11 protein-coding genes are annotated in these 22,748 nt (G+C 74.6%); 1 reads left to right on the top strand and 10 read right to left on the bottom strand.

Translation table 11 applies throughout. From position 1 onward, the window contains the following. Window position 1 precedes the first annotated feature (1 nt). The gene (locus ACIRF8_RS33990; protein ID WP_404221393.1) at window positions 2–1,384 is read right to left on the bottom strand and encodes a PLP-dependent aminotransferase family protein; all 1,383 of its coding nucleotides are present in this window, start codon (window positions 1,382–1,384) and stop codon (window positions 2–4) included. A gap of 138 nt (window positions 1,385–1,522) precedes the next feature. Here ACIRF8_RS33990 and trpD point away from each other — a divergent pair, with 138 nt between their 5' ends. Next, on the top strand, window positions 1,523–2,593 hold the full coding sequence (trpD, locus tag ACIRF8_RS33985; protein ID WP_404221391.1) for an anthranilate phosphoribosyltransferase: 1,071 nt from the start codon (window positions 1,523–1,525) through the stop codon (window positions 2,591–2,593). Window positions 2,594–3,341: 748 nt separating this feature from the next. Here trpD and trpC read toward each other — a convergent pair. The 9 genes from trpC to ACIRF8_RS33940 all read right to left on the bottom strand — a co-directional run bounded on the left by trpC (window position 3,342) and on the right by ACIRF8_RS33940 (window position 22,739). Further along, window positions 3,342–4,133 carry an indole-3-glycerol phosphate synthase TrpC gene (gene trpC, locus ACIRF8_RS33980; RefSeq protein WP_404221389.1) on the bottom strand — a complete coding sequence of 264 codons (792 nt, stop codon included), beginning with the start codon at window positions 4,131–4,133 and terminating at the stop codon, window positions 3,342–3,344. A 44-nt stretch (window positions 4,134–4,177) separates the two neighbouring features. Then, complete coding sequence (locus tag ACIRF8_RS33975) at window positions 4,178–5,128, bottom strand: TauD/TfdA family dioxygenase (RefSeq protein ID WP_404221387.1); 951 nt, start codon at window positions 5,126–5,128, stop codon at window positions 4,178–4,180. Between the two features lie 2 nt (window positions 5,129–5,130). Further along, the gene (locus ACIRF8_RS33970) at window positions 5,131–6,378 is read right to left on the bottom strand and encodes a cytochrome P450 (protein ID WP_404221385.1); all 1,248 of its coding nucleotides are present in this window, start codon (window positions 6,376–6,378) and stop codon (window positions 5,131–5,133) included. A 31-nt stretch (window positions 6,379–6,409) separates the two neighbouring features. Beyond that, complete coding sequence (locus ACIRF8_RS33965) at window positions 6,410–7,291, bottom strand: ABC transporter permease (RefSeq protein WP_404221384.1); 882 nt, start codon at window positions 7,289–7,291, stop codon at window positions 6,410–6,412. Window positions 7,292–7,505: 214 nt separating this feature from the next. Continuing rightward, the gene (locus tag ACIRF8_RS33960; RefSeq protein WP_404221383.1) at window positions 7,506–18,767 is read right to left on the bottom strand and encodes an amino acid adenylation domain-containing protein; all 11,262 of its coding nucleotides are present in this window, start codon (window positions 18,765–18,767) and stop codon (window positions 7,506–7,508) included. Window positions 18,768–18,879: 112 nt separating this feature from the next. Continuing rightward, on the bottom strand, window positions 18,880–19,584 hold the full coding sequence (locus ACIRF8_RS33955; protein WP_404221382.1) for a 2-hydroxychromene-2-carboxylate isomerase: 705 nt from the start codon (window positions 19,582–19,584) through the stop codon (window positions 18,880–18,882). 17 nt (window positions 19,585–19,601) lie between these two features. After that, entirely contained in the window at window positions 19,602–20,348 is a 747-nt protein-coding gene (locus ACIRF8_RS33950) for a beta-ketoacyl-ACP reductase (protein ID WP_404221380.1), read from the bottom strand. Between the two features lie 31 nt (window positions 20,349–20,379). Next, window positions 20,380–21,462 carry a beta-ketoacyl synthase N-terminal-like domain-containing protein gene (locus ACIRF8_RS33945; RefSeq protein ID WP_404221378.1) on the bottom strand — a complete coding sequence of 361 codons (1,083 nt, stop codon included), beginning with the start codon at window positions 21,460–21,462 and terminating at the stop codon, window positions 20,380–20,382. Then, on the bottom strand, window positions 21,462–22,739 hold the full coding sequence (locus ACIRF8_RS33940) for a beta-ketoacyl-[acyl-carrier-protein] synthase family protein (RefSeq protein WP_404221376.1): 1,278 nt from the start codon (window positions 22,737–22,739) through the stop codon (window positions 21,462–21,464). The genes ACIRF8_RS33945 and ACIRF8_RS33940 overlap by 1 nt, the downstream gene beginning before the upstream one ends. Window positions 22,740–22,748: the final 9 nt, after the last annotated feature.

Genomic DNA, 22,748 nt, shown 5'->3' with positions numbered 1-22,748 from the left:
GTCAGCCGAGGACCGTGCCCAGTTCCGCTATCGCGTCCCCGATGCCGGTACGCGGCAACTGGGCGTGGCCGACCACCAGCGCGGGCGGCCCCTCCCCGGCCCGCGCGTGGAAGCCCGCCGCTCCCCTGACCAGCACGGATCGGCGCAGCGCCGCCGCCACCAGCGCCGCCTCGTCGGTGTGCGGGGGCAGCCGTACGTAGGCGTGCACCCCGGCGGCCGGGCCCAGGACCGCGGCGCCCGGCAGATGGCGGCGCACCGCCGTCTCCAGGACCTGGCGGCGGTCGCGGCACAGGGAGTTGAGGCGGCGCAGATGACGGTCGTACAGGCCGCTGCGCAGGAACTGCGCGAACGCCAGTTGCGCCAGGCTGTCGGTGCCCAGGTCGTGCCGGGCGCGGGCCCGCAGCAGCGGGTCGAGGAGCGCGCGCGGCGCCGCGAGCCAGCCGAGCCGCAGGCCCGGCGCGAGGGTCTTGCTGGCGGTGCCCGCGTAGACGACGTGGTCGGGGGCGAGCCGGCGCAGGGCCAGCGGGCGGGGCGTGCCGCGCTCGTACCAGAGGCCGCCGTCGTAGTCGTCCTCCACGATCCAGCCGCCGGTCTCCTGCGCCCACGCGACGAGCGCGGCGCGGCGCCGCGCGGACAGGGTGACGCCGGTCGGGTACTGGTGCGCCGGGGTGACGAGGACGGCCCGCGCCCCGGACGCCCGGAGCGCCGCCACGTCGATGCCCTCCGCGTCGACCGGCAGCGGCACGGGACGCAGCCCGCACTCGCGCACGAACCGGCGCTGGCGCGGATGCCCCGGGTTCTCCATGCCCAGCGCGTCCACGCCGAGCGCGGGCAGCGCCGCGCCGAGCAGGCCGAGGGTCTGGGCGAACCCGGCGACCACCATGATCTCGTCCGGTGTGCTGGGCACGCCGCACACCCGGCCCAGGTAGTGGGCGAGTTCGACGCGCAGGGTCGGAACACCGGCGGGCGGCGGGTAGTCGTGGTCGGCCGGGTCCGCGCCCTGGAGGGCCCGCTGGTAGGAGGTGAGCCAGTCGCGGCGCGGGAAGTGCGGGAAGGCGGGGGCGCCGGGGCGCAGGTCCCAGCGCACGTCGGGCACGCGGCCGTCGTCGAGCAGGGTCGGCACGACGGGCTCGGGCCGCAGATGCCGTACGACGCGGGTGCCCGCGCCCTGGACGGCCTCCAGGTAGCCCTCGGCGACGAGTTGCCCGTACGCCTCCACGACCACGCTGCGCGAGACGCCGAGGTCGTCGGCGAGGCTGCGGCTGGAGGGCAGCCGGCTGCCCGGGTGCAGGACACCGGCGGCGACCTCGCTCTTGATGAATCTCTGTATCTGGGACGTCAGCGGGACCTCGGAGTCCCGGACCACATTCATCGCGACATGCATGCTGCTCGATCCCCTTTCCGTGCCGTCGAAGTGGACCGTAGGAATGGCCCGGGACTGGTCTGGAAAGGGCGGACCGCATTTCGCAGACTGAGGGCGAACTCTTCTTCTGCCGTTTCCGAGGAATACGAGGAGCGCGTCGTGACTGTCGTGGACGACCGGAACAACTGGCCGCAATTGCTGAACGCGTTGCTGGACCGCCAGGACCTGTCCACGCGGCAGGCGGAATGGGCGATGGACGAGGCCATGTCCGGCGCGGCGGGATCGGCGCGCCTCGCCGCGCTGATGATGGGCCTGCGGGCGAAGGGCGAGACCGCCGCCGAGGTCGAGGGCCTGGCGCGGGGCATGCTCCGGCACGCGGTGCCGCTGACGGTGCCGGGGCGCTGCCTCGACATCGTCGGCACCGGCGGTGACGGTTCGCACAGCGTGAACGTCTCCACGATGTCGGCGCTCGTGGCGGCCGGGGCGGGCGCCCGGGTCGTCAAGCACGGCAACCGCTCCGCGTCCTCGGCGTGCGGCTCGGCCGACGTCCTCGAGGAGTTGGGCGTGCCGCTGGACCTGCCGCCCGCCGACGTGGCGGCGGTCGCCGCGGAGGTGGGCGTCACGTTCTGCTTCGCCCCGCTGTTCCACCCGGCGATGCGGCACGCCGCCGGGCCGCGCCGCGAGCTCGGTATCCGTACGGTGTTCAACGCGCTGGGCCCGCTGACCAATCCGGCGCGGCCCGCCGCGCAGGCGGTGGGGGTCGCCGACCCGGTGCTCGCGCAGCGGATCGCGGAGGTGCTGGCGCGGCGCGGTACGGACGCGCTGGTCTTCCGCGGAGACGACGGGATGGACGAGTTGACGGTCACCACTACCTCCACCGTGTGGTCGGTCTCCGGGGGCGAGGTGCGCCGGGAGTCGTTCGATCCGCGGGACATCGGTGTCCCGCGGGCCACCGCGGACGCGCTGCGCGGCGGGGACCGGGTCGAGAACGCCCGGGTGGCCAGGGACGTCCTGGCCGGTGCGGTGACCGGGCCGGTCAGGGACGCGGTGCTGTTGTCCGCCGCGGCGGGGCTCGCGGCGCTGGACGGTGGCACGGGACCGGTGGCCCCTCGGCTCGCCGCCGCTCTGGAGCGGGCCGCGTGGGCGGTGGACTCGGGGGCGGCGGCGGGGGTGCTCGCGCGGTGGGTGTCGGTCGCGGGGGCGCGGGCCGGTGAGCCGGTAGCGGCCTAGGCCCTCCGGGCGGCGGCTGGTCCATCCGGCCCGGCTGGTCCGGCTGGCCCGTCTGGTCCGGCTGGCCCGTCCGGTCCGCCTGGTCCGCCTGGCCCGGCTGGCCCGTCCGGTCCGCCTGGTCCGCCTGGCCCGGCTGGCCCGTCCGGTCCGCCTGGTCCGCCTGGCCCGGCTGGCCCGTCCGGTCCGGCTGGTCCGCCTGTTCCGGCTGTTCCGGCTGGCCCGCCTGTTCCGCCTGGCCCGGCTGGCCCGCCTGGTCCGCCTGGTCCGTCCAGTCCGGGGGCCCGGCTGGTCCGGCTGGCCCGCCTGGTCCGGCTGGCCCGCCTGTTCCGGCTGGCCCGCCTGGCCCGGCTGGCCCGCCTGGCCCGGCTGGTCCGCCCGGTCCGCCTGGCCCGGCTGGCCCGCCTGGCCCGGCTGGCCCGGCTGGCCCGTCCAATCCGCCTGGTCGCCGTACGGGGTGTGGTGCCGGTGGGCGGATGCGGGTGCGGGTGCGGGTGCGGGGGCGGGTGCGGGGGCGGGTGCGGGGGCGGGTGCGGGGGCGGGTGCGGGGGCGGGTGCGGGGGCGGGTGCGGGGGCGGGGGGGCTGGTCGCGCGGTTGCCCGCGCCCCTGGAGCGTGCGGCTTCGCCGCCGCTCCCCCTGCGATGGCCGGCGAAGCCTGGCCTCAGGGGCGCGGGGAACTGCGCGACCAGCCACGACGAGAGCCGCGCCCGGAAACCCACCGAACCCACCGAACCCGGCGGACGCCACCCGTCACCCGCCACCGGAACCCAGCGCGGCCACGGCGGCCCGCGCACCCCCGCCCCGGGTCACCAACGACTCCCCCACCAGCACCGCGTCCGCCCCGAGCGCCCCGTACCGCGCCACATCGGTGGGGCCCCGCACGCCCGACTCGGCGACGCGGACCACGTCGTCGGGGAGCCACGGCACGACCCGGCCGAACGTCGACGGGTCGACCCGCAGCGTGCGCAGGTCCCGCGCGTTCACGCCGACGACCCGCGCGCCGGCCGCGAGCGCGCGTTCGGCCTCCGCCTCGTCGTGGGTCTCGACCAGCGCCGTGAGTCCGGTCTCCGTCGCGAGCGCCACCAGGTCGGCCAGCAGGGGCTGTTCGAGCGCCGCGACGATCAGGAGCACCAGGTCCGCGCCGTGTGCCCGCGCCTCCCACACCTGGTACGGGTCGACGACGAAGTCCTTGCGCAGCACCGGCGCCGTGACGGCCGCCCGCACCGCGTCCAGGTCGGCGAGGCTGCCGCCGAACCGGCGCCGCTCCGTCAGCACACTGATCGCGGCGGCACCGCCCTTCTCGTACGCCGTCGCGAGCCCGGCGGGGTCGGGGATCTCCGCCAGCGGTCCGCGGGACGGGCTCGCCCGTTTCACCTCGGCGATGACCTTGGGCGGCCCGCCCGCCGCGCGCAGCGGCGGCGCGCAGTCGCGGCCGGGGCCGTGCGCCGCCGCCCGCTCCCGCAGCTCCCTCTCCGTCACCTCCCGCCGGCGAGCGGCCAGGTCCTCCCTGACCCCTGTCACGATGTCGTCGAGCACTGTCATCCGTACGCCTCCGTCCTCTGGGTGGTGACCGGCCGGGTGCCGCTTCAGGTCATGGAGACGACGACCTTGCGGGTGCCGGTGAACGCGTCGCGGCCGTGCAGCACGGACATGTTGTCGACGATCATCACGTCCCCCTGTTCCCAGGGTTCGCTCAGCTTGTGCGCGCGCTGCGCCGCGCGGACCTCGGCCAGGTCCGCGTCGCTCAAAGGGGTCCCGTCGGCGTAGGTCACCCAGTGCGGCAGGTCCTCGACCGAGTCGGTCAGCGACAGCAGCAGTTCGCCCTCGTCGTCGGGCAGGTTGGAGGGGTGCCACTGGTCGGCCTGGTTGAACCAGGTGTCGCGGCCGGTGCGCGGGTTCTTCAGGACGCCGGGCCGGTGCTGGCTCACGCGCAGGCCGCCGTCGCCGGTCCACTCGAACTCGGCGCCGGACGCGGTGAGGAACTCCTCAACGACCGCCTTGTCCGGTGTCTCGTACGTCGACTGCCAGGACTTTCCGAGCCCGGCCCCGCCGTGCAGGTACTGGCGGTAGACGACGCCGGAGGCGAATCGCTCCCGCAGCTCGGGCGAGAGGGCGCCGAGCAGCGCCTCGCCGTCGCAGACCGGGGTGGCGCCGCCGGTGTCGGCCGCGTCGAGGCAGCAGAAGTACAGGCGCTCGGGCCAACTGCTCGCGTACGACAGCTCGTTGTGGAGGCTGATGTCGTAGCGCGGCGGGTACTCGGTGGAGGTGAAGACGCCGTCGGCGAGCGTCGTGCGGGGAGTGTTGCCGCCGCGGTAGCTCTCGATGAGGTCGCTGCCGAAGCCGCTGACGGCGGCGTGGAACGCGGCGGTGTCGGGGATGCCCGCGCCGCGCAGCAGGACCACCCCGTACGCGTCGAGCAGCACGCGGGCCCGCCCGCGCACCTCCTCCCAGCGGGCGTCGTCCCAGGTGGCGGCCGGTGTCTCGGTGTGAAGGACCGCGAGCTTCGTCGCGCCCGCGGTCCTGATCTCGTGCCGCATCTCTAGCGAACCTCCTCGCCGGCCGGCTCCGCGCGCAGTGCGACGGGCAGGCCGCTGTAACCCTGGATGAAATTGGAGTAGAGGCGCTGCGGGGCGCCGAGCAGCGTGATGTCGGCGACCATGTCGCGCAACGCCTCGACCATGGCGTTCACATGGACGCGGCCCAGGAAGGCGCCGAGGCAGAAGTGCGGGCCGTGGCCGAAGACGACGTGCTTGTTGGGGGTGCGGCCGATGTCGAAGGTGTACGGGTCGGGGAAGACGTCCTCGTCGAAGTTGGCCGAGGCGTTCCACAGGGTGACGACGTCACCGGCCTTGATGACCTGGTCCCCGAGGGGCACGTCGACCAGGGCGCGGCGCCCGAAGTGCATGGCGGGCGTGGTCCAGCGCAGGATCTCCTCGGTGGCCGACTCCGAGGTGACCTCGCCGCTCTTGAGGCGGCGCCACTGCTCGGGGTTGTCGGCGAGCGCGATGAGGCCGCCGATGATCGACATCCGGGTCGACTCGTCGCCACCGAGGATGAGGCTGTAGCTGTTGAGGACGATCTCGTCGTCGCTCAGCGGCTTGCCGTCGATGGTGGCGGTGGCGAGCGTGCTCAGGACGTCGTCGCCGGGTGCGGCCCGGCGGTCGGCGGCGAGCTGGGAGATGTAGAGCAGGATCTCGTTGCGCGCCATGAGCGACTCGAACTCGCTCTCGTCCGAGCTGTGGCGCGAGAGGGTCCGGGTGTTCCAGTCGACCAGTTTCGGGCGGTCGGCGGCCGGGATGTCGAGGAGGTCGCCCATGGTGTGCATCGGGATGTGGTCGACGACGTCGGTGACGTAGTCGACGCGGTCCGCGCGGACGGCGGCGCCGAGGAGTTCGCGGGTGTGCCGGTGCACGCCGTCCACGACGGGGGCGAGCACGCGCGGCGAGAACGACTTCAGCATGAGGTTGCGGATCTCGCGGTGGCGCACCCCGTCGGTGACGGCGAGCATCTTGCCGGACGCCGAGTCGGAGCCCTGGAGGAGCGTGGTGAGGACGGTGCCCTTCTCCGAGGTGAACCGCTTGTTGTCGCGGTAGACGGCGACCGCGTCCGCGTACCGGGAGATCACCCAGAAGCCGGGGGTGTGGGGGCCCGCCGGGTGCCGGTGCACGGGGCTCTCGGTGCGGAACCTGCGCCACATGGCGTGCTGGTCGACGTCGAGGAAGGTCTGCGGATCGGTCAGGTCGAGCGAGGCGGGATCCGGCGCCGCCGTGCGTTCGATGACAGGCATGGTGGGAGATTCCTTAAGGTGTGGACGGCTGCTACGACTTGCGGAAGCGGCGCAGGCTGATGACGACGCAGACCGCGCACAGCACGCTCAGCGTCACCGCGACCACGACGAGCGGGTGGTCGCCGACGAAGCCGGGGCTCGTGGTGGCCGGGTTGCCCCACAGGTCGCGGCAGGCGGCGATGACGGCGCTGACCGGGTTCCACTGCGCGATCGGGCGGATCGCGCCGGGCATGGTCTGCGGCGAGAGGAAGGCGCTGGACAGGAAGGGCAGCACGATGACGATGAACGGCGCGACGACGCTGATCGTCTCGATGCTGCGCAGGGTCGTCGCGAGCAGCACGCCGAGCCACAGCATCACGTACGTGAAGACGGCGACCAGGCCGAACCCGGCGAGTGTGGGCAGCAGGCCCGTGTGCGAACGCCAGCCGAGGAGCAGCCCGGCGCCCGTGGTCACCAGGAGGGCGGCCATGGCGGTCAGGAAGTCGGCGCCGGTGTGTCCGAGGGGCACGGCGGACCTGCTGATCGGCAGCGACCTGAACCGGTCGACGATGCCGCCCTGGAGGTCCATCGCCATCGAGACGGCGGTCGGTCCCACGCAGGCGAGGCCGACCTGGACGGCGCCGCCGGCGAAGACGTACTCGACGTAACTGCCGCCCGCGGGAAGGGTGATGGCGTCCCGGAAGAGGTAGCCGAGCAGCACCATCGACACGAGCGGGTTCAGTACGACACCGATGGCGCGGCCCGGGCCGCGGCGCAGTCGCCGCAGCCGCCGTCCGAGGACGGCGGACACCTCGGTCGCGAAGGCCCGTACCCCGCCCGGCCGGGCCCCGTCGAGGAGGGGGTCCGCGGGCGCGGCCCGGCCGGGGGAGGGCGGCGCCGCGGGGGACGGCGCCGGGGGGAGGGTGGTCGTCATGACGGGATCCGATCGCTGTCGCGTGTCGCCCGGGGCGGGGTCAGGTCCGAGGTGAGGAGGACGCCTCGCCAGCCGGCGCGGCGGGCCGCCGCCCACAGGCGGCGTCGGCGGGCGGCCCTGGCGCGGGTCGTGGCGCGTATCGCCGCGTGCGCCACCGTGTGCGTCGCCGTGTGGGCCGCCGTTCGGGGTGCGGGCCGCTGGGGGGCCGGGGGCCTCATCGCCGGTCCCCGTCCGACGCGGCGTGCAGCCGGTCGAGTTCGGCGGCGACGGCACGGCCGATGCCGTCCAGGTGGGGCCCGGAGAACATGTCGTCGTGCCCGCAGTCGACGTGGTGGCTGGTGACCGTCCCGTGTGCGTAGGACTCCCACAGCCGCTCCTTGTCCGTGACGTCGCCCCAGGGCGAGCGGTCGGCGAGGAAGAGCTGCATCGCCCCGTCGAAGCGGCCCGGCCGGTACCGGGTGTTGAGCACCTGGTGACGGGCCATCAGGTCGACCATGCGGGTCATGCGCTCCTCCCCCATCCGCACCAGCGGGCTGTTGTCACGGCGCAGGATGTCGATGACGTCGGCGGGGGTCAGCTCGCGGCCCGCGAACTCCGACGGGTCATGCCCGATGCCTTCGAGGAGCCAGGCGAGGCTCCGCTGGACGTCCCGCTCGTCGACGACGTCGGTACGGGGATAGGCGTCGAGGTTGGCGAGCAGCCCCACCTCCTGTCCCGCGGCCCGGAGCTGGACGGCGATCTCGTAGGCGAGGAGGCCGCCGTAGGACCAGCCGAACAGGTGGTAGGGCCCCTCGGGGCGCACCTCGCGGATGAGCTTCACGTACGCGGCGGCGTTCTCCTCGATGCTCTCGGGCAGCGGCGCCCCGGCGACGACGGACGGCGACTGGAGGCCGTACAGCGGGTACTCCGGGCCGATGTACCGGGCCAGCGGCAGGTAGGACAGGGCGAGTCCGACGCCGGTGTGCACGCAGAAGACGGGCGGCCGGTCACCGGTGGGCCGGATGCGGAGCATCGGCGCGAAGGTGTCGGTGTCCGCCAGCTCCTCGGTCTCCGCGATGGCCTCGGCCACGACCCGTACGGTGTCGCGGACGCGCAGGGCGGGGGCCGGGGCGGGCTCGGGCGCGGGGTGCGGGCGCTGGGACGCGGCGAGGGCCGCGACGCTCTGGTGCCGGAAGACGTCGGCGATGGTGATGCCGATGCCTGCCTTGCGGGCCCGGGCCACCAGGCGCATCGACTTCATGCTGTCCATCGACCGCGTCCGGAAGAAGTTCTCCCCGGGCGCCACCGACTCGGCGCCGACCACCTCGGCGACGATCGCGCAGAGTTGTGACTCGATCGGGTCGGTGGCGGCCACGGGCGCGGGGGCGGCCGGGGCGGCGGCCGGTTCCACGGGTGCGGGGGCGCCGCCCCGGGTGACCTTCCGGCCGGTGCGCCACATGCGGGCGCCCGCCCCGGCCCAGGGGTCGGGGACGAACCGTTCGGCGGTGGCGCCCGCGCGGCCCGCGTAGGTCCGGGCGACGGCGGCTCCGGCGAGGTACAGCTCGCCCTCGGCGGCGGGGCGCAGCGCCTCGTCCAGTACGTAGCCGTGGGCGGGCCAGCGGGCCGCGTCCGCGGGGAAGGTGTCGGGGGCGGCCCAGGCGGCGGGCGGGCGTTCCATGGTGGCGACGCCGGTCCCGGCGAGCAGCGCGCCGAAGAGTCCGGCCTCCTCGGGCCGTCCCTCGCCGAGCGCCGCGGTGACACGGCCGGCCGCCACGCGGTGCTCGACGACGGCGCCGCTCGCGCCGCCCCGGATCACGTAGGCGGCCTGGGCGGGCCGGGCCGCGGCGGCGGGCCGGGGCTCGGGCGCGGCGCCTTGGCCGCGCAGGCCCGCGACGTCGAGGACGAGCACCGGGACCCCGGCCGTCCGCAGCCGTCCGGCCAGGCCCGCCGTGGTCAGGACGCACACCGGGTCGATGTCGGCGAACAGGGCGCGGATGCCGTCGCCCGGCTCGTCGGCGGCCAGCGGCACGTACGCCGCGCCCGCCTTGAGGACCGCCAGCGCCGCGAGGGCCTGGTCGGCGGCGCGCGGCACGGCCAGCGCCACGGTCCGCTCGGGCCCGGCCCCGGCCGCGGCCAGGGTGCGCGCCAGCACGTCGGCGCGGCGGTCGAGTTCGGCGTAGGACAGGGCCTGGGAGCCGCTGCCGGTGGCGACGGCGTCGGGGGCCTCGGCGACCCGCTCGGCGAACAGGTCGAGCAGCGTCACGTCGGAGAACGGCACCTCGGGCAGCACCACGTCCGGCGCCGCCGCTTCCGGCAGGTCCGGCGCGTGCGGCCCGGTGATCTCCAGGTCCCAGAGGCGTGTCTCCGGGTCGGCGACCGCGCCCCGCAGCACCTGGGTGAACTGGCGGGCCAGCGTCTCGGCCGTCTCCCGGCGGAACAGGTCCTTGCTGAAGGTGAGCAGGCCCTGCATGCCGTCCTTGTCGTGCGCCGGGACCAGTTCGACGACGAGGTCGAGCTTGGCCTGCCGGGACGGGACGTACTCGGGGCGCGCGGTCAGACCGGGCAGGCCCAGGTCGCGTACGCCGTCGTACTGCACGGTCAGCGACGTCTGGAACAGCGGGTGGCGGCCGAGCGCGCGGGCCGGCCGCAGCGCGTCGACGACCTGGTCGAAGGGCACGTCCTGGTGGGAGAAGGCCGCGAGGTCGGTCTCCCTGAGCCGGTCGAGCAGTTCGCGGAAGGTGGGGTCGCCGCCGGTGTCGCCGCGCAGCACCAGGGTGTTGAGGAACATGCCGACGACGTCCGCGAGGGCGTCGTCCGTGCGGCCCGCGACCGAGACGCCGACCGGGATGTCGGTGCCCGCGCCGCGCCGGGTCAGCAGGGCCGACAGGGCCGCCTGGCAGACGATGAACTCGGTGGTTCCGGTGGAGCGCGCCAACTCGCTGATCCGCGTGCGCAGTTCGGCGTCCACGTCGAACAGCACCACGTCGCCCTCGCGCGTTCCCCGCTCCGGGCGCGGGAAGTCGGTGGGCAGCGGTGTCTCCTCGGGCAGGCCCGCGAGGGCGTCGCGCCAGAAGTCGAGCTGCTGCGCGGCGAGGCTCTCGGGGTCCTCGGCGCCGCCGAGGAGCCCGCGCTGCCAGACGGCGAAGTCGGCGTACTGGACGGGCAGCGGCTCCCAGCGCGGGGCGCGGCCGGTGGCGCGGGCACGGTAGGCGGCGGCGAAGTCGCCGAGGAAGGGGCCCATCGACCAGCCGTCGAAGGCGATGTGGTGGAGGACGAACAGGAGCACGCTCTCGCCCGGTCCCGCGGGGAAGAGGCGGACGCGCAGCGGGGTCTCCTCGGTGAGGTCGAAGCCGCGGTCGGCCTCGGCGGCCACCGCCGCGCTCACCTCCTCGGCGGGGACGGCCACGACCTTGAGGGCCGGTGCGCCCGCGGCGGCGTCCAGGACGCGCAGCGACGGCACGCCGTCGGTGTCGGGGATGACGGTGCGCAGCACCGCGTGGCGTTCGGCGACGTCGCGCAGCGCGGCCTGGAGGGCGTCGGCGTCGAGCTGTCCGGTGAGCCGGAAGGCGAGCACGGAGTTGAACGAGCCGTCCGCGGCGCCCTCGCGGCGGTTGAGGAACCACTGCCGCTGCTGGGTGAAGGAGAGCGGTAGCTCGGTGCCGGGGGGCGCGGGCGCCAGCGGCGGCCTGGCCCGGTCGGCCTGTTCCACGCGTGCGGCGAGGGCGGCGGCGGTACGGGCTTCGAAGAGGGCGCGGATGGGCAGTTCGGCGCCGAGGACACCGCGGACCCGGCTGACCAGGCGCGTGGCCAGCAGGGAGTGTCCGCCGATCTCGAAGAAGTCCTCGTCGGCGAAGACCCGCTCACGGCCGAGGATGTCGGCGAACAGGCCGCACAGGATCTCCTCGACGGGGGTGCGCGGCGCGCGTCCCTGGGCGCCGGAGCCGAGTTCGGCGTCGGGCAGGGCGGCCCGGTCCAGTTTTCCGTTCGTGGTCAGGGGGAGGGCGTCCAGGGCGACGACGGCGGAGGGCACCATGTAGTCGGGCAGTTCCCGCACGAGGCGCTCGCGCAGGGCGCCGGTGTCCGCCGCGTCGGTCCCGGTTCCGGTTGCGGTGGGGACGACGTAGGCGATCAGGCGCCGCTCCCCCGCCTCGTCCTCGCGCATGACCACGGCGGCCTGTTCGACGCCGGGCATGGCCGTCAGCGCGGTGACGATCTCGCCGAGTTCGATGCGGATGCCGCGCAGTTGCACCTGGTCGTCGGCGCGGTCCAGGTAGTCGAGTTCGCCGTCGGGCAGCCAGCGCACCAGGTCGCCGGTGCGGTACATGCGGCTGCCTGCCGGCCCGTAGGGGTCGGGCAGGAACCGCTGGGCGGTCAGTCCCGGGCGGCCGAGGTAGCCGCGGGCCAGGCCGCCGCCGACGTAGAGCTCGCCGACGCCACCCACCGGGACCGGGCGCAGGGCGCGGTCCAGGACGTAGCCGCGGTGGGCGCTGGTCGGGCGGCCGATCGGGGGGCGGCCCCGGCCGGGGGTGAGCGGGCCGCTGACGGTGCAGCCGACGACGGCCTCGGTGGGCCCGTACCCGTTGAACATCAGCACGGAACCGGCCCAGCGGTCGACGACCTCGGCGGGGACGGCCTCGCCGGTCACCACCATGCGCAGGTCCGCGGGGAGCGTGCTGCCCTCGGGGAGGGCGCCGGCGACGACGGGCGGCAGGGCCACCAGGTTGATCCGGGCGTCGTTGATGAGGTCGACGAGCGGCTGCCCCGGGGTGCGGTGCTCCTCGTCGGCGATGACGAGGGTGCCGCCGTTGAGGAGGGCCAGCATGATGCCGAAGACCGACGCGTCGAAGCTGAACGACGCGAATTGCAGGACGCGCACGTCCTCGTCGAGCGCGAACCGTTCGGTGAGGCTGTCGGCCATCGCCATCAGCCCGGTGTGCGGCACGGTGACGCCCTTGGGGCGGCCGGTGGAGCCGGACGTGTAGATCATGTACGCGGTGTGCTGCGGGCGCAGCGCTTCGAGCCTGCCGTCCGTGTCGGTGAGGTTCTCGCCCCGCAGCCCGGCCAGTTCCCCGACGGTGTCGGGCGCGTCGAGGAGCAGGGTCGCGGCGCCGGGGCCGGGCAGGGGCGGCAGTCCCGCCTCGCGGTGCGCGGTCGCGGTGTCGGTGAGCAGCACGGCGGGGCGCGCGTCGTCGAGGAGGTAGCCGATGCGGTCGGCCGGGTAGTCGATGTCGACGGGCAGGAAGACGGCGCCCGCCTTCATCGCGGCGAGGGCGGCGACCACCAGCTCCGGGGAGCGCGGCAGCAGGACGGCGACGGGCTGTTCGGGGCGTACGCCGCGGGCGACGAGGAGCCGGGCGAGGCGGTTGGCGCGGGTGTTCAGGGCCGCGTAGTCGAGGACGTCGTCGCCGAGGGAGACGGCGGGCTTGTCGGGGAAGCGGGCGGCCCACCGCTCGAAGGTGTCGGTGGCGCGTTCGGCGGGCTCGGGGCGGGCCGCGTCGACGCCCGCCCAGGCGCCGGTGAGCAGTGTGCGTTCGGTGTCGGCGAGGGTGTCGACGCGGGCGAGTGGGGCGGCGGGGTCCGCGGCGAGGTGGGCGAGGACGCGCAGGAAGCGGCGGACGAAGCCGTCGGTCCGCTCCGCGGTGAACACGTCGGGCCGGTACTGGGCCTCCACCCGAAGCCGGCCGTCCGCGGCCGGGAAGACGCCGATGGCGAGCGGGTACTCGGCGACGACGCGCGCCTTCCAGCCGCGCATGGTCAGGCCGGGCAGGTGGTCGCCGATGCGGTCGAGCGCGCCCGTCGGGTAGTTGTGGAAGCTGACGACGGTGTCGAACAGTTCGCCGGTGCCCGCGCACTGCTGGACCTCGGCGAGGCCCAGGTGGTGATGGGGTTCGAGGCCGAGCTGGCGGTCCTGGAGGTCGGCGAGGACCGCCTCGAAGGGCCGGCCCGCGTCGAGCCGGGCGCGGACGGGCAGGGTGTGCAGGAACGCGCCCACCATCCGCTCCACGTCGGGCAGTTCGGCGGGGCGGCCGGAGACGACCGCGCCGAAGGTGACGTCGTCGCGGCCGGTGAGCGCGCCGAGGACGGCCGCCCAGGCGCCCTGCATCACCGTGTTCAGGGTGAGGCCGCGGGCGTGCGCCCACGGGGTGAGCGCGGCGGTCACCTCGGCGGGCACGTCGGTGACGAGGGTTTCCGGGAGCACGGAGACGCGGTCGCGGTCGGCGGGGCCCAGCCGGGTCGCGCCGCCCGCCTCCTCCAGGCCGTCGAGTTCGGCGCGCCATGCCGCGCGCGCGGCGTCCTTGTCCTGGGCGGCCGACCACTCCAGGTAGCGCCGGGCGGGAGCGACGCGGGCGAGGGCGGTGGTGTCGGGGCCGCCCGCCCACAGGGTGACCAGTTCCTCGGCGAGCACGGCCGACAGGGACCAGCCGTCGACCAGCATGTGGTGCGTGGTCCAGACGACGCGGTGCCGGTCATCGGCGATCCGGTAGACGGTGAAGCGGGTCAGGGGGCCGCGGGTGACGTCGAAGCGGTGCAGCCACTCCTCGTCGGTGCGGCGGGCCAGCTCGGCGTCCACGTCGGCCGCCGCGACGCCGGTCAGGTCGACCTCCGTCCAGGGCAGTTCGACGTGGTCCGGGACGAGCTGGAGCGGGTCGCCGCTCTCGCGTTCGCGGAAGCTCGCGCGCAGGCCCGGGTTGCGGTCGACGAGGGCGACGGCGGCGGCGCGCAGTGCGGTGCGGTCCATGGCGCCGTCGATGTCCATGACGACCTGGAGGGTGTACGCGTCCATGCCCTGGCGGTCGAACTCGGCCTGGAAGAGCAGGCCGCGCTGCAACGGGGAGAGCGGCAGGATGTCGGTGACGCCGCGCAGTTCGCGCTCGTAGGCGTCGATCTCCCGCTGCTCGATCCGTACGAGCGGGAACTCGGACGGCACGCGTCCGCTGCTGCCCGGCCGCTTCGCGTGCGCGGCGAGCGAGGTGAGGGCGCGGAACCAGGTCTCGGCCAGCTCCCGTACGTCGGCCTCGTCGAACAGGGCGCCTGCCCAGGTCCAGTCGGCGATCAGGACGGGCCCGCCGGGGCGGTCCTCGGCGACGGCGACGACGTCGAGGGGCTGGCGCAGTGGGGTGGCGGGGGCGGCGGTCTGGCCGGAGGCGCCCGCTTCCATGGTCCAGTCGCCGTCGCCCGCGAGGAAGCGGCCCAGGTAGTTGAAGCCGAGCTGCGGGACGGGTGTGCGGGCGAGGACGGCGGCGGTCTGCGGGTTGAGGTGGCGCAGCAGGCCGTGGCCGATGCCGTGGTCGGGCAGGGCGCGCAGGGTGGTCTTGACCTGCTTGAGCGCGGTGGCGAGGGCGTCCGCGTCGTCGCGGGCCGAGTCGGGTGCGCCCACGTCGAGTCCGACGGGGTAGACGCTGGTGAACCAGCCGACCGTACGGGACAGGTCGGCGTCGCCCGCGAGGGGTTCGCGGCCGTGGCCCTCCAGTTCGATCAGGGTGCGGGTGGTGGCGGACCCGGTGCGCCGGGCGCGGTCGGCGAGCGCGAGGGCGAGGCCGGTGAGCAGCACCTCGTTGATCTCGGCGTGGAAGGCGACGGGCGCCCGGGTGAGCAGGGCCGCGGTGGTCTCGGCGGGCAGTTCGATCCGCAGGCGTCCTGCGCTGCCGTGCACGTCACGTACGGGGTTCAGGGGCTGGTCGGTGAGGGCGGCGGACGGGCCTGTCACCTGCTCGGTCCACAGCGGCAGTTCGGCGACGCGGTCGGCGGTGCGGGCCTCCTCGGACAGGTTCTTCGCCCAGCGGCGGTAGGAGGTCGGTACGGGGTCGAGGCGCGGCTCGCGTCCCTCGGTGACGGCCTCCCAGGCGGCGCGCAGGTCGGGCAGCAGGATCCGCCAGGAGACGCCGTCGACGGCGAGGTGGTGGACGACGAGGAGCAGGGTGGCGGTGCCGGGCCCTTCCTCGGTCAGCAGGACCGCCTGGACCACCAGTCCGTCCTCGGGGCGCAGCCGGGCGCGTGCCGCGGCCAGTTCCTCGGCGAGGCGGGCGCTCCGGTCGGCGTCCGCGGCGACGACGGCGGTGCTGAGCACGTCGGCTGCGGCCACGGCGCCCCGGTCCCGCGCGGCCAGGGACCACAGGCCGGGCACCGGGGAGGTCAGGCGCAGGCGCAGGGTGTCGTGGTGGTCGAGGAGGGCCTGGAGCGCGCGCTCCAGACGCGGGGCGTCCACGGCGGCGGGCACGGCCACGGTGACGTACTGGGCGAACTCCCTTGCCGCGTCCGGGAGATGGGCGAGGAGTTCGCGGAGCTGGTCGGCGACCGGGAGGAGGCCGACCTCGCCTGTGCCGTCCTCCTCGGCGGCGGGGGTGGCCTGACCGGCCTGCGCGGCGTGTCCCGCGACGGCGGCGATGGCCTCGGGGGTGCGGTGCCGGAACACGTCGCGGGCGGTGATGATCAGCCCTTCCTTGCGGGCCTTGCTGACCACTTGCAGGGAGCTGATGCTGTCGCCGCCGAGGGCGAAGAAGCTGTCCTGCGGTGCCACCTCGGGCAGGCCGAGGACGTCGGCGAGGACCGCGCACAGGAGGTGCTCGTCGCCGGTGCGCGCGGCCCGGCCCCCGGCGGGGGCGCCGAGGTCGGGCGCGGGCAGCGCCTTGCGGTCGACCTTGCCGTGCGCGGTCAGCGGCAGCTCGTCCAGGGCGACGAGGACGCCGGGCACCAGGGCGCCGGGCAGCCGCTGCGCCAGCAGGGCGCGCGCGGCGGCGGTGTCGGGGCGGGCGCCGTCCCCGACGACATAGCCGACCAGGCGCTTCTGTCCGGCCGGGTCGGTGACGGCGGCGGCCACCGCGTCGGCGACGCCGGGCAGTTCGCGCAGCGCCGACTCGACCTCGCCGAGCTCGATGCGCTGGCCGCGGATCTTGACCTGGTGGTCGGTGCGGCCCACGAAGGCGAGTTGTCCGTCGGGGCGCAGCAGGACGTGGTCGCCGGTGCGGTACATGCGGGAGCCGTCGGCGGCGAACGGGTCGGGCACGAACGTGGTCGCGGTGCGGCGCGGGTCGCCGAGGTAGCCGCGGCCGACGCCGTGGCCCGCGATGAACAGTTCGCCCTGCACGCCGCGCGGGACGGGTCGCAGGTCGGCGCCGAGGATGTGCAGGCGGGTGTTGCGCAGCGGCCGGCCGATCGGTACGACGGGCGCGTCCAGTTCGGCGGCCCCGCCGAGGTAGGCGTGCGTGACGTCGTCGGAGCACTCGGTGGGCCCGTACAGGTTGGCGAGCGGGATGTCCGGGTAGCGGGCGAACCAGCGGGTGCACAGGTCGGCGGGGAGCGCCTCGCCGTTGGAGATCATCCAGCGCAGAGCGGGCAGCGCGGGGGCGGCGCCCGCCGCGTCCCACACGTCGAGCGTGGCGCGCAGCAGCGACGGCACGACCTCGATGACGGTCAGTCCCTCGGCGCCGATGACGGGGAACAGGACGTCCGGGTCGGCGGCGTCACCCCGGCCGAAGGCCCGCACCCGGCCGCCGACCAGCAGCGTCGTCAGGGTCTGCCAGACGGTGACGTCGAAGGTGACGGGCGCGTTGTGGACGAGCGCGTCGGCGGCGGTGAGCGCGAACTCCTCGACCTTGGCGAGGAGGTGGTTGACCATGCCGCCGCGCTGCACCATGGCGCCCTTGGGCTTGCCGGTGGAGCCGGAGGTGTAGATGACGTACGCGAGGTCGAGCGGGCCACCGGTCACCGGCGCCAGCGCGTCCGCGGCGTCGGCGCGCCCGTCGAGGACGTGCACGGGCAGCGGTTCCGAGGTGCCGAGGGGGGCGGCGGCCGTGCGCGCGAGGTCCGCGTGCTCGTCCTGGGTGAGCAGGAAGGCGGCGCCGCTGTCGCGCAGCAGGGCGGTGAGGCGGGCGGGCGGCGCGCCGGGGTCGAGGGGGACGAAGGCGCGGCCGGCGCCGAGGACGGCGAGTTCGGCGGTGACGAAGTCGCGGCCCGGCTCGGTGAGGACGGCGACGGGGCCGTGCCCGGTCAGGGCGCGGGAGGCGGCGGAGGCGCGCCCGACCAGGTCGGCGTAGTCGATGCTGCCGCCGTCGTCGGTGACGGCCACGGCGTGCGGGGTGCGGGCGGCGTGCTCGCGTACGCGCTCGACGACGCCCAGGTAGGGCGTCTCGCGGACCGGCCCGGTGAGGGTGGTGGCGAGGTCGGCGCGTTCGGCGTCGGTGAGCAGGTCGATGCCGGTGAGCGGGGCGTCGGGTGCGGCGGCGAGGAATGCTTCGAGGAAGGCGACGAACCGGTCCAGGTGGGCGCGGACCTCGGTGCGGTCGTAGCGCGCGGTGTTGCCGCTGAGGTCGACCGACAGGCCCGCGTCGCCCTTGTCGGCGACGGTGAACTCCAGGTCGTCCACGAGGCCCGTGGAGGGGCTGTAGATGGTCGCCTCGCAGGGGCCGATGGCCAGCTTCTCGACCTGCGGCATCATGTTGAGGAACGGGCCGAAAGGCCGCCGGTCGTCGCTCGGCAGGCCCATCGCGCGGCGGATCCTGCTGACCCGGTGGCGCTGGTGCTTGAGGGCCCCGGCGAACGCCTTGTAGGTCGCCGCGAGCAACTGCGCGCGGGTCGTCGTCGCGGGGACGGCGAGGCGCAGCGGCACGTTGTTGACCACCATGCCGGGGATGCGCTGCATGGTGCCGCCGACGCGGGCCGTCACCGGCAGGGCGATCAGGACGTCCTCGGTGGCGGCGGTGCGCGCGGTGTACGCGCCGAGCGCGGCGGCGAGCGTGCTCTGCCAGGTCGCCCGGGACTCCCAGGCGACCGCGCGCAGCAGCTCGGCGGTGCGCGGGGGCAGTACGGCGCTCTCCTGGTGGAAGGTCTGGGCGGGCTCGGCGTCGCGCGTGGCCAGGCTGAGCAACTGGGGCCCGTCGCCCACCTGTCCCTGCCAGTACGCGGCGTCGCGCTCGCCCTTCGCCGACGCGCTGTACGCGGCCTCGGCCTCGACCAGGTCGGTGAGCGGCGGGAAGCGGTGCGCGTCGAGGGAGGTGCCGTCCACAAGGGCCTCGTAGATCTCGGAGAGCCGCTGGAAGTAGATGACGTAGCTGAATCCGTCGGAGACGAGGTGGTGGTTGAGCAGGCAGAAGAAGGTGCGCCGCGGGCCGAGCGTGAACACGCTCAGCCGGTACAGCGGCGCATAGGGCCCTTCGTCGAGGGGGAAGGGCACGGCGAGGTCGGCGCGGATCGCCTGCTCGGCGGCGGTCGCGGGGTCGGCGGCGGTGCGCACGTCGGTGACGGTCAGCGGCAGCGTGCCGAGCGGTTCGATGAACTGGCGCGGCTCACCGCCCTGTTCGTCGAAGCGGGCGCGCAGGCACTGCGACTCCTCGGCGAGCCGGGCGAGCGCGGTGCGGAACAGGTCGAGGTCCAGCGGTCCGCGGATGTCCCAGTAGATGGCGGTGTTGTAGGTCGCGCCCCCGCCGGAGAGTTTCGCGTCGAACCAGATGTCCCTCTGGCCAGCGGTGAGCGGAAGGCCGACCGTCTGAACAGATGTCATAGCTATCCCCTAGCGAAGGTCACTGAAGTCACGCCGTCGAGCGGTGAGTCGGGAGTCGGGCGTCGGGCGTCGGGCGTCGGGCGTCGGAGAAAAAAAAGGGGGGTGGCGGCGGTCAGCCGCAGCCGCCCGCGTGGCCGTCGTCGGTGGCGGTGCCGATACCGACCGCGGTCAGCTCGCGCGGTACCGCCGCGGCCGGCTCCTCCTTGGAGCGCAGGTGCGCCACGAAGTCGTCGAACCGGTCGATGCCCCAGAAGCGGCTGTAGCCGTGCACGAAGAACGGGACGCCGAAGACCCCGTCCGCGCAGACGTCCAGGAGGATGCGGATGCCTTCGGCGCGCAGTTCGGGCTGGTCGCTGGCGCGGGACAGGCGCAGTGGGTCGATGCCCAGTTCCCAGCCGATGTCCTCGATGGTCCGCGGGTCGCAGATGTCGCGGCCGTGGCCGAAGCGGGCCCGGTAGACGGCGTCGATGTAGTCGTGGCCGCGGCCCTCGCGGGCGGCGACGAGGTAGCCGAGGTGGGGGACCTCCCACACCGGGTCGCGGTCCACCGGCCAGGTGACCTTGATGCCGAGGGACTTGGTGATGCGGCCGACGTCCTGGAGGACGTAGCGGTTCTTCTCGCGGGACATCTCCGAGTACGGGAACCGGCCGCCCTGGTCCTCCATGAGACGGGCGCTGAGCGGGTCGGGCTCGAAGAACGGCACCCATTCGAGGCGCTCGGCGAGGTCGCGGTGCTCGGTCATCAGCTTGCGGTAGGCGAGCCACGAGTAGGGGCTGCGCAGGGAGAAGTAGAACCGTGGCGTCTTGTTCTTGGGCATGGGGCGACCCCTTCCGGTCAGACGACGAGTCCGCCGTCGACTCCGAATACCTGTCCTGTGATGTACGAGGCGCGGTCGGACGCGAGGAACGCCACCAGGTCGGCGACCTCCTCGGGGCGGCCGAGACGGCCGAGCGGTATCCGCTCGGTCATCTTCTCGACGTGGTCGGCGGCGAGGCCGGAGAGCATGTCGGTGTCGATGAAGCCGGGCGCCACCGCGTTGGCGCGGATCCCGTAGCGCCCCGACTCCTTGGCGAGTGCCTTGGTGAAGCCGATGATCCCGGCCTTGGTCGCCGAGTAGTTGGTCTGCGTGGCGTTGCCGTACACGCCGGCCACCGACGACAGGGTGATCACGGACCCGGCCCTGCGCTTCATCATGGCGAAGACGGCGGCCTTGCAGAGGTTGTACGTGCCGTCGAGGTTGACCCGCAGGACCGCGTCCCAGTCCTGCGGGGCGAGGAGCACCAGCGGGTTGTCGCGGACGATGCCCGCGCAGGACACGACGGTGCTCAGCGGGCCGAGTTCCCGTTCGGTGCCCTTGACGAAGTCGCGGACGGCGTCGTGGTCGGCCACGTCCAGGCGGGCCGCGTGGACGCGGGCGCCCGCCGCGGTGGCCTCCTCGGTGACGGCGTCGGCCGCCTCCTTGTCGGACCGGAAGCAGAAGGCCACGTCGTAGCCGTCGCGGGCGAGCCGGGTCACGACGTGGCGGCCGATGCCGCGCGAGCCGCCGCTGACGAGGGCGACGGGTCGATCGGTTGCGGACATGCTGGTCTCTCCTGACTGGAAGGGGGCGGGGTCAGGTGCCGACGAGTACGGCGCAGCCGACCTGGCCGTCCCGTTCCATGCCGGTCACCAGGGCCGCTTCGCCGGGGCGAAGGCCCTGCTCCCCGGCGGTGGCGAGGATCGCGGCCAGTTGCAGCGAGGTGGCGGCGGCCGAGGTGTCGCCGACGTGTTCGCGCAGCCGTGTCCAGTGCGGGTGCGCGCCGGGCAGGGCGTCGGTGACCGCCTGTTCCTCCTCGGCGGCGAGCTTCCCGCCGCCGCCGAGCGGGGCCACGAAGCGGACGGAGTCGGGTGTCACCCCTGCCGCGTCCAGGGCGGTGCGCACACACGCGGTGAGCGCCTCCCGGGCGCCGTCCGGTTCCTGGTAGGCGCGGAAGCGTGCGGCCCCGACGCGGGCCAGGGCGGTGCGGCCCGCCGCGGCGGCGTCCTCGGCGGTCTCGACGAGGAAGACGGCGGCGCCCTCGCCGAGCGGGCTCTCGCGTTCCTCCTCGGCCCGGCCGTGCCACTCCAGCCAGGCGCGCTGGGTGGAGAACTCCTCGGCCGCGCCGCACAGGACGCGCGCGCAGTGGCCGCCGCGGTGCAGCCGCAGGGCGTAGCTGAGCGCGAGCAGGCCGGTCAGCGAGCCGCCCGCGACGGTCGTGTTGGGGCCCTTGATGTGGTGCCAGATGGCGCTCTGTCCCGCCGCCCGGTTCATCACGGTGTTCGGGAAGCGGGCGGGCTCCACGTGGTAGGGGCGCTCCCCCGACAGGGAGTCCTTGGTGAAGTCCATGATGCTCTGGACGCTGCCGGAGCCGGTGCCGAGGACCAGGGCGGTCTGCTCGGGGCGGGCCGCCAGTTCCTCGGCGATCGCGCCGACGAGGCCGCCCACGGCGGTGACGGCCAGGGCGGTCACCCGGTCCATGGTCCGGGTGCCCTTCTTGCCGACGTAGGTGGCGGCGCTGAAGTCCGGCACGAGCGCGGCCTGCCGGAAGGGGACCTCGTACGTGTCGCGGTCGAGGTCGGCCACGGTGTCGCGGCCCTCGGCGAGCCCTTCGCTCAGCGGCGCGTTGCCCACGCCGTAGGGGGAGATCGCCGACCAGGCGGAGATGACGAGCGGCATCACGCGACCTCCTCTAGGGGTGCTGTACGCCGCGGGCGGTTCATGCGGCCGAGGATCAGCACCGCGTTGTTGCCCGCGAAGGCGAGGGCGTTGTTCTGCACGACGTTCAGTTCGGCCGGGCGTGCCTCGTTCGGTACGCAGTCGAGGCCGCACTCCGGGTCCGTCTCGCGGTGGTTGACGGTCGGCGGGATGAAGTCCTCGGTGATGGCGAGGGCGCAGGCCGCCGCGGCGAGGGCGCTGGCCGCGCCCATGGAGTGGCCGATCATCGACTTGATGGAGACCGTGGGCGGCGGGGTGTCGAAGACCTGCCGGATGGCGCCGGCCTCCGTCACGTCGTTGGCCCGGGTCCCCGTGCCGTGCGCGGAGATGAAGTCGATGTCGTCCTGGTCGACGCCCGCGTTGCGGTGGGCGACCTCCATGCAGCGGGCGAGGCTGTCCTGGTCGGGCGCCACCGGGTGGTGGGCGTCGCAGTTCAGGCCGTAGCCGAGGACTTCGGCGTAGATCCGGGCGCCGCGGGCCAGGGCGGAGTCCAGGCTCTCCAGGAGGAGGACGCCGGCGCCCTCGCCGGTGAGGATGCCCTTGCGGTCCTTGTCGAAGGGCTGGCACACCTCGGGGGCGATGGTGCCGAGCCGGTAGAAACCGGTGAACGTCTTGCGGCAGACGGCGTCGGCGCCGCCGCACAGCGCGGCCTCCACCTCGCCGTGCCGGATGGCGTCGAAGCCGCTGCCGATCGCGTAGTTGCCCGCGGCGCAGGCGGTCGGGATGGTCAGGGCCTCCACGTCGACGAGACCCAGTTCCCTGACGATGGAGCTCGACAGGCGCCCGGCCTGCGCCCTGCGGGCGACGCCGGGCGGCAACTGCTCGGGCCCCTCGGTCAGTTGGATGCCGACCAGGGTGTCGAGGTCGCGGGACTCCGCGTCGGTGGTGCCGACCGAGACCAGCATCCTGCGCTCGCGCAGGTCCTGGGCGCTCAGTCCGGCGTCCGCCACGGCCATGTTGGCCGCCGCCACGGAGAACTGGGTGGCTCGGCCCAGCTCCCGCGGGTCGATGTGGTGGATCCAGTCGCCCGGCACGAAATCGGCCACCTCGCACCCGTTGGCGTGCGCGAAACCCGTCGTGTCGAACGCCGTGATGGGCTTGACCCCGCTGCGGCCCGACCGCAGTCCGTCCAGGAAGGCCGGGGCCCCGAGCCCGATGCTGGTGACCGTGCCGAGTCCGGTGATGACCACCCGGCGCGGCCGCTGCTCGTCGTCGTTCACCTTGCGCTCCCGTCGCATCCGTCGGGC

The organism is Streptomyces sp. NPDC102406 (assembly GCF_044765725.1).
GTDB lineage: Bacteria > Actinomycetota > Actinomycetes > Streptomycetales > Streptomycetaceae > Streptomyces.
This window is presented reverse-complemented; position numbering and strand designations above follow the sequence as displayed.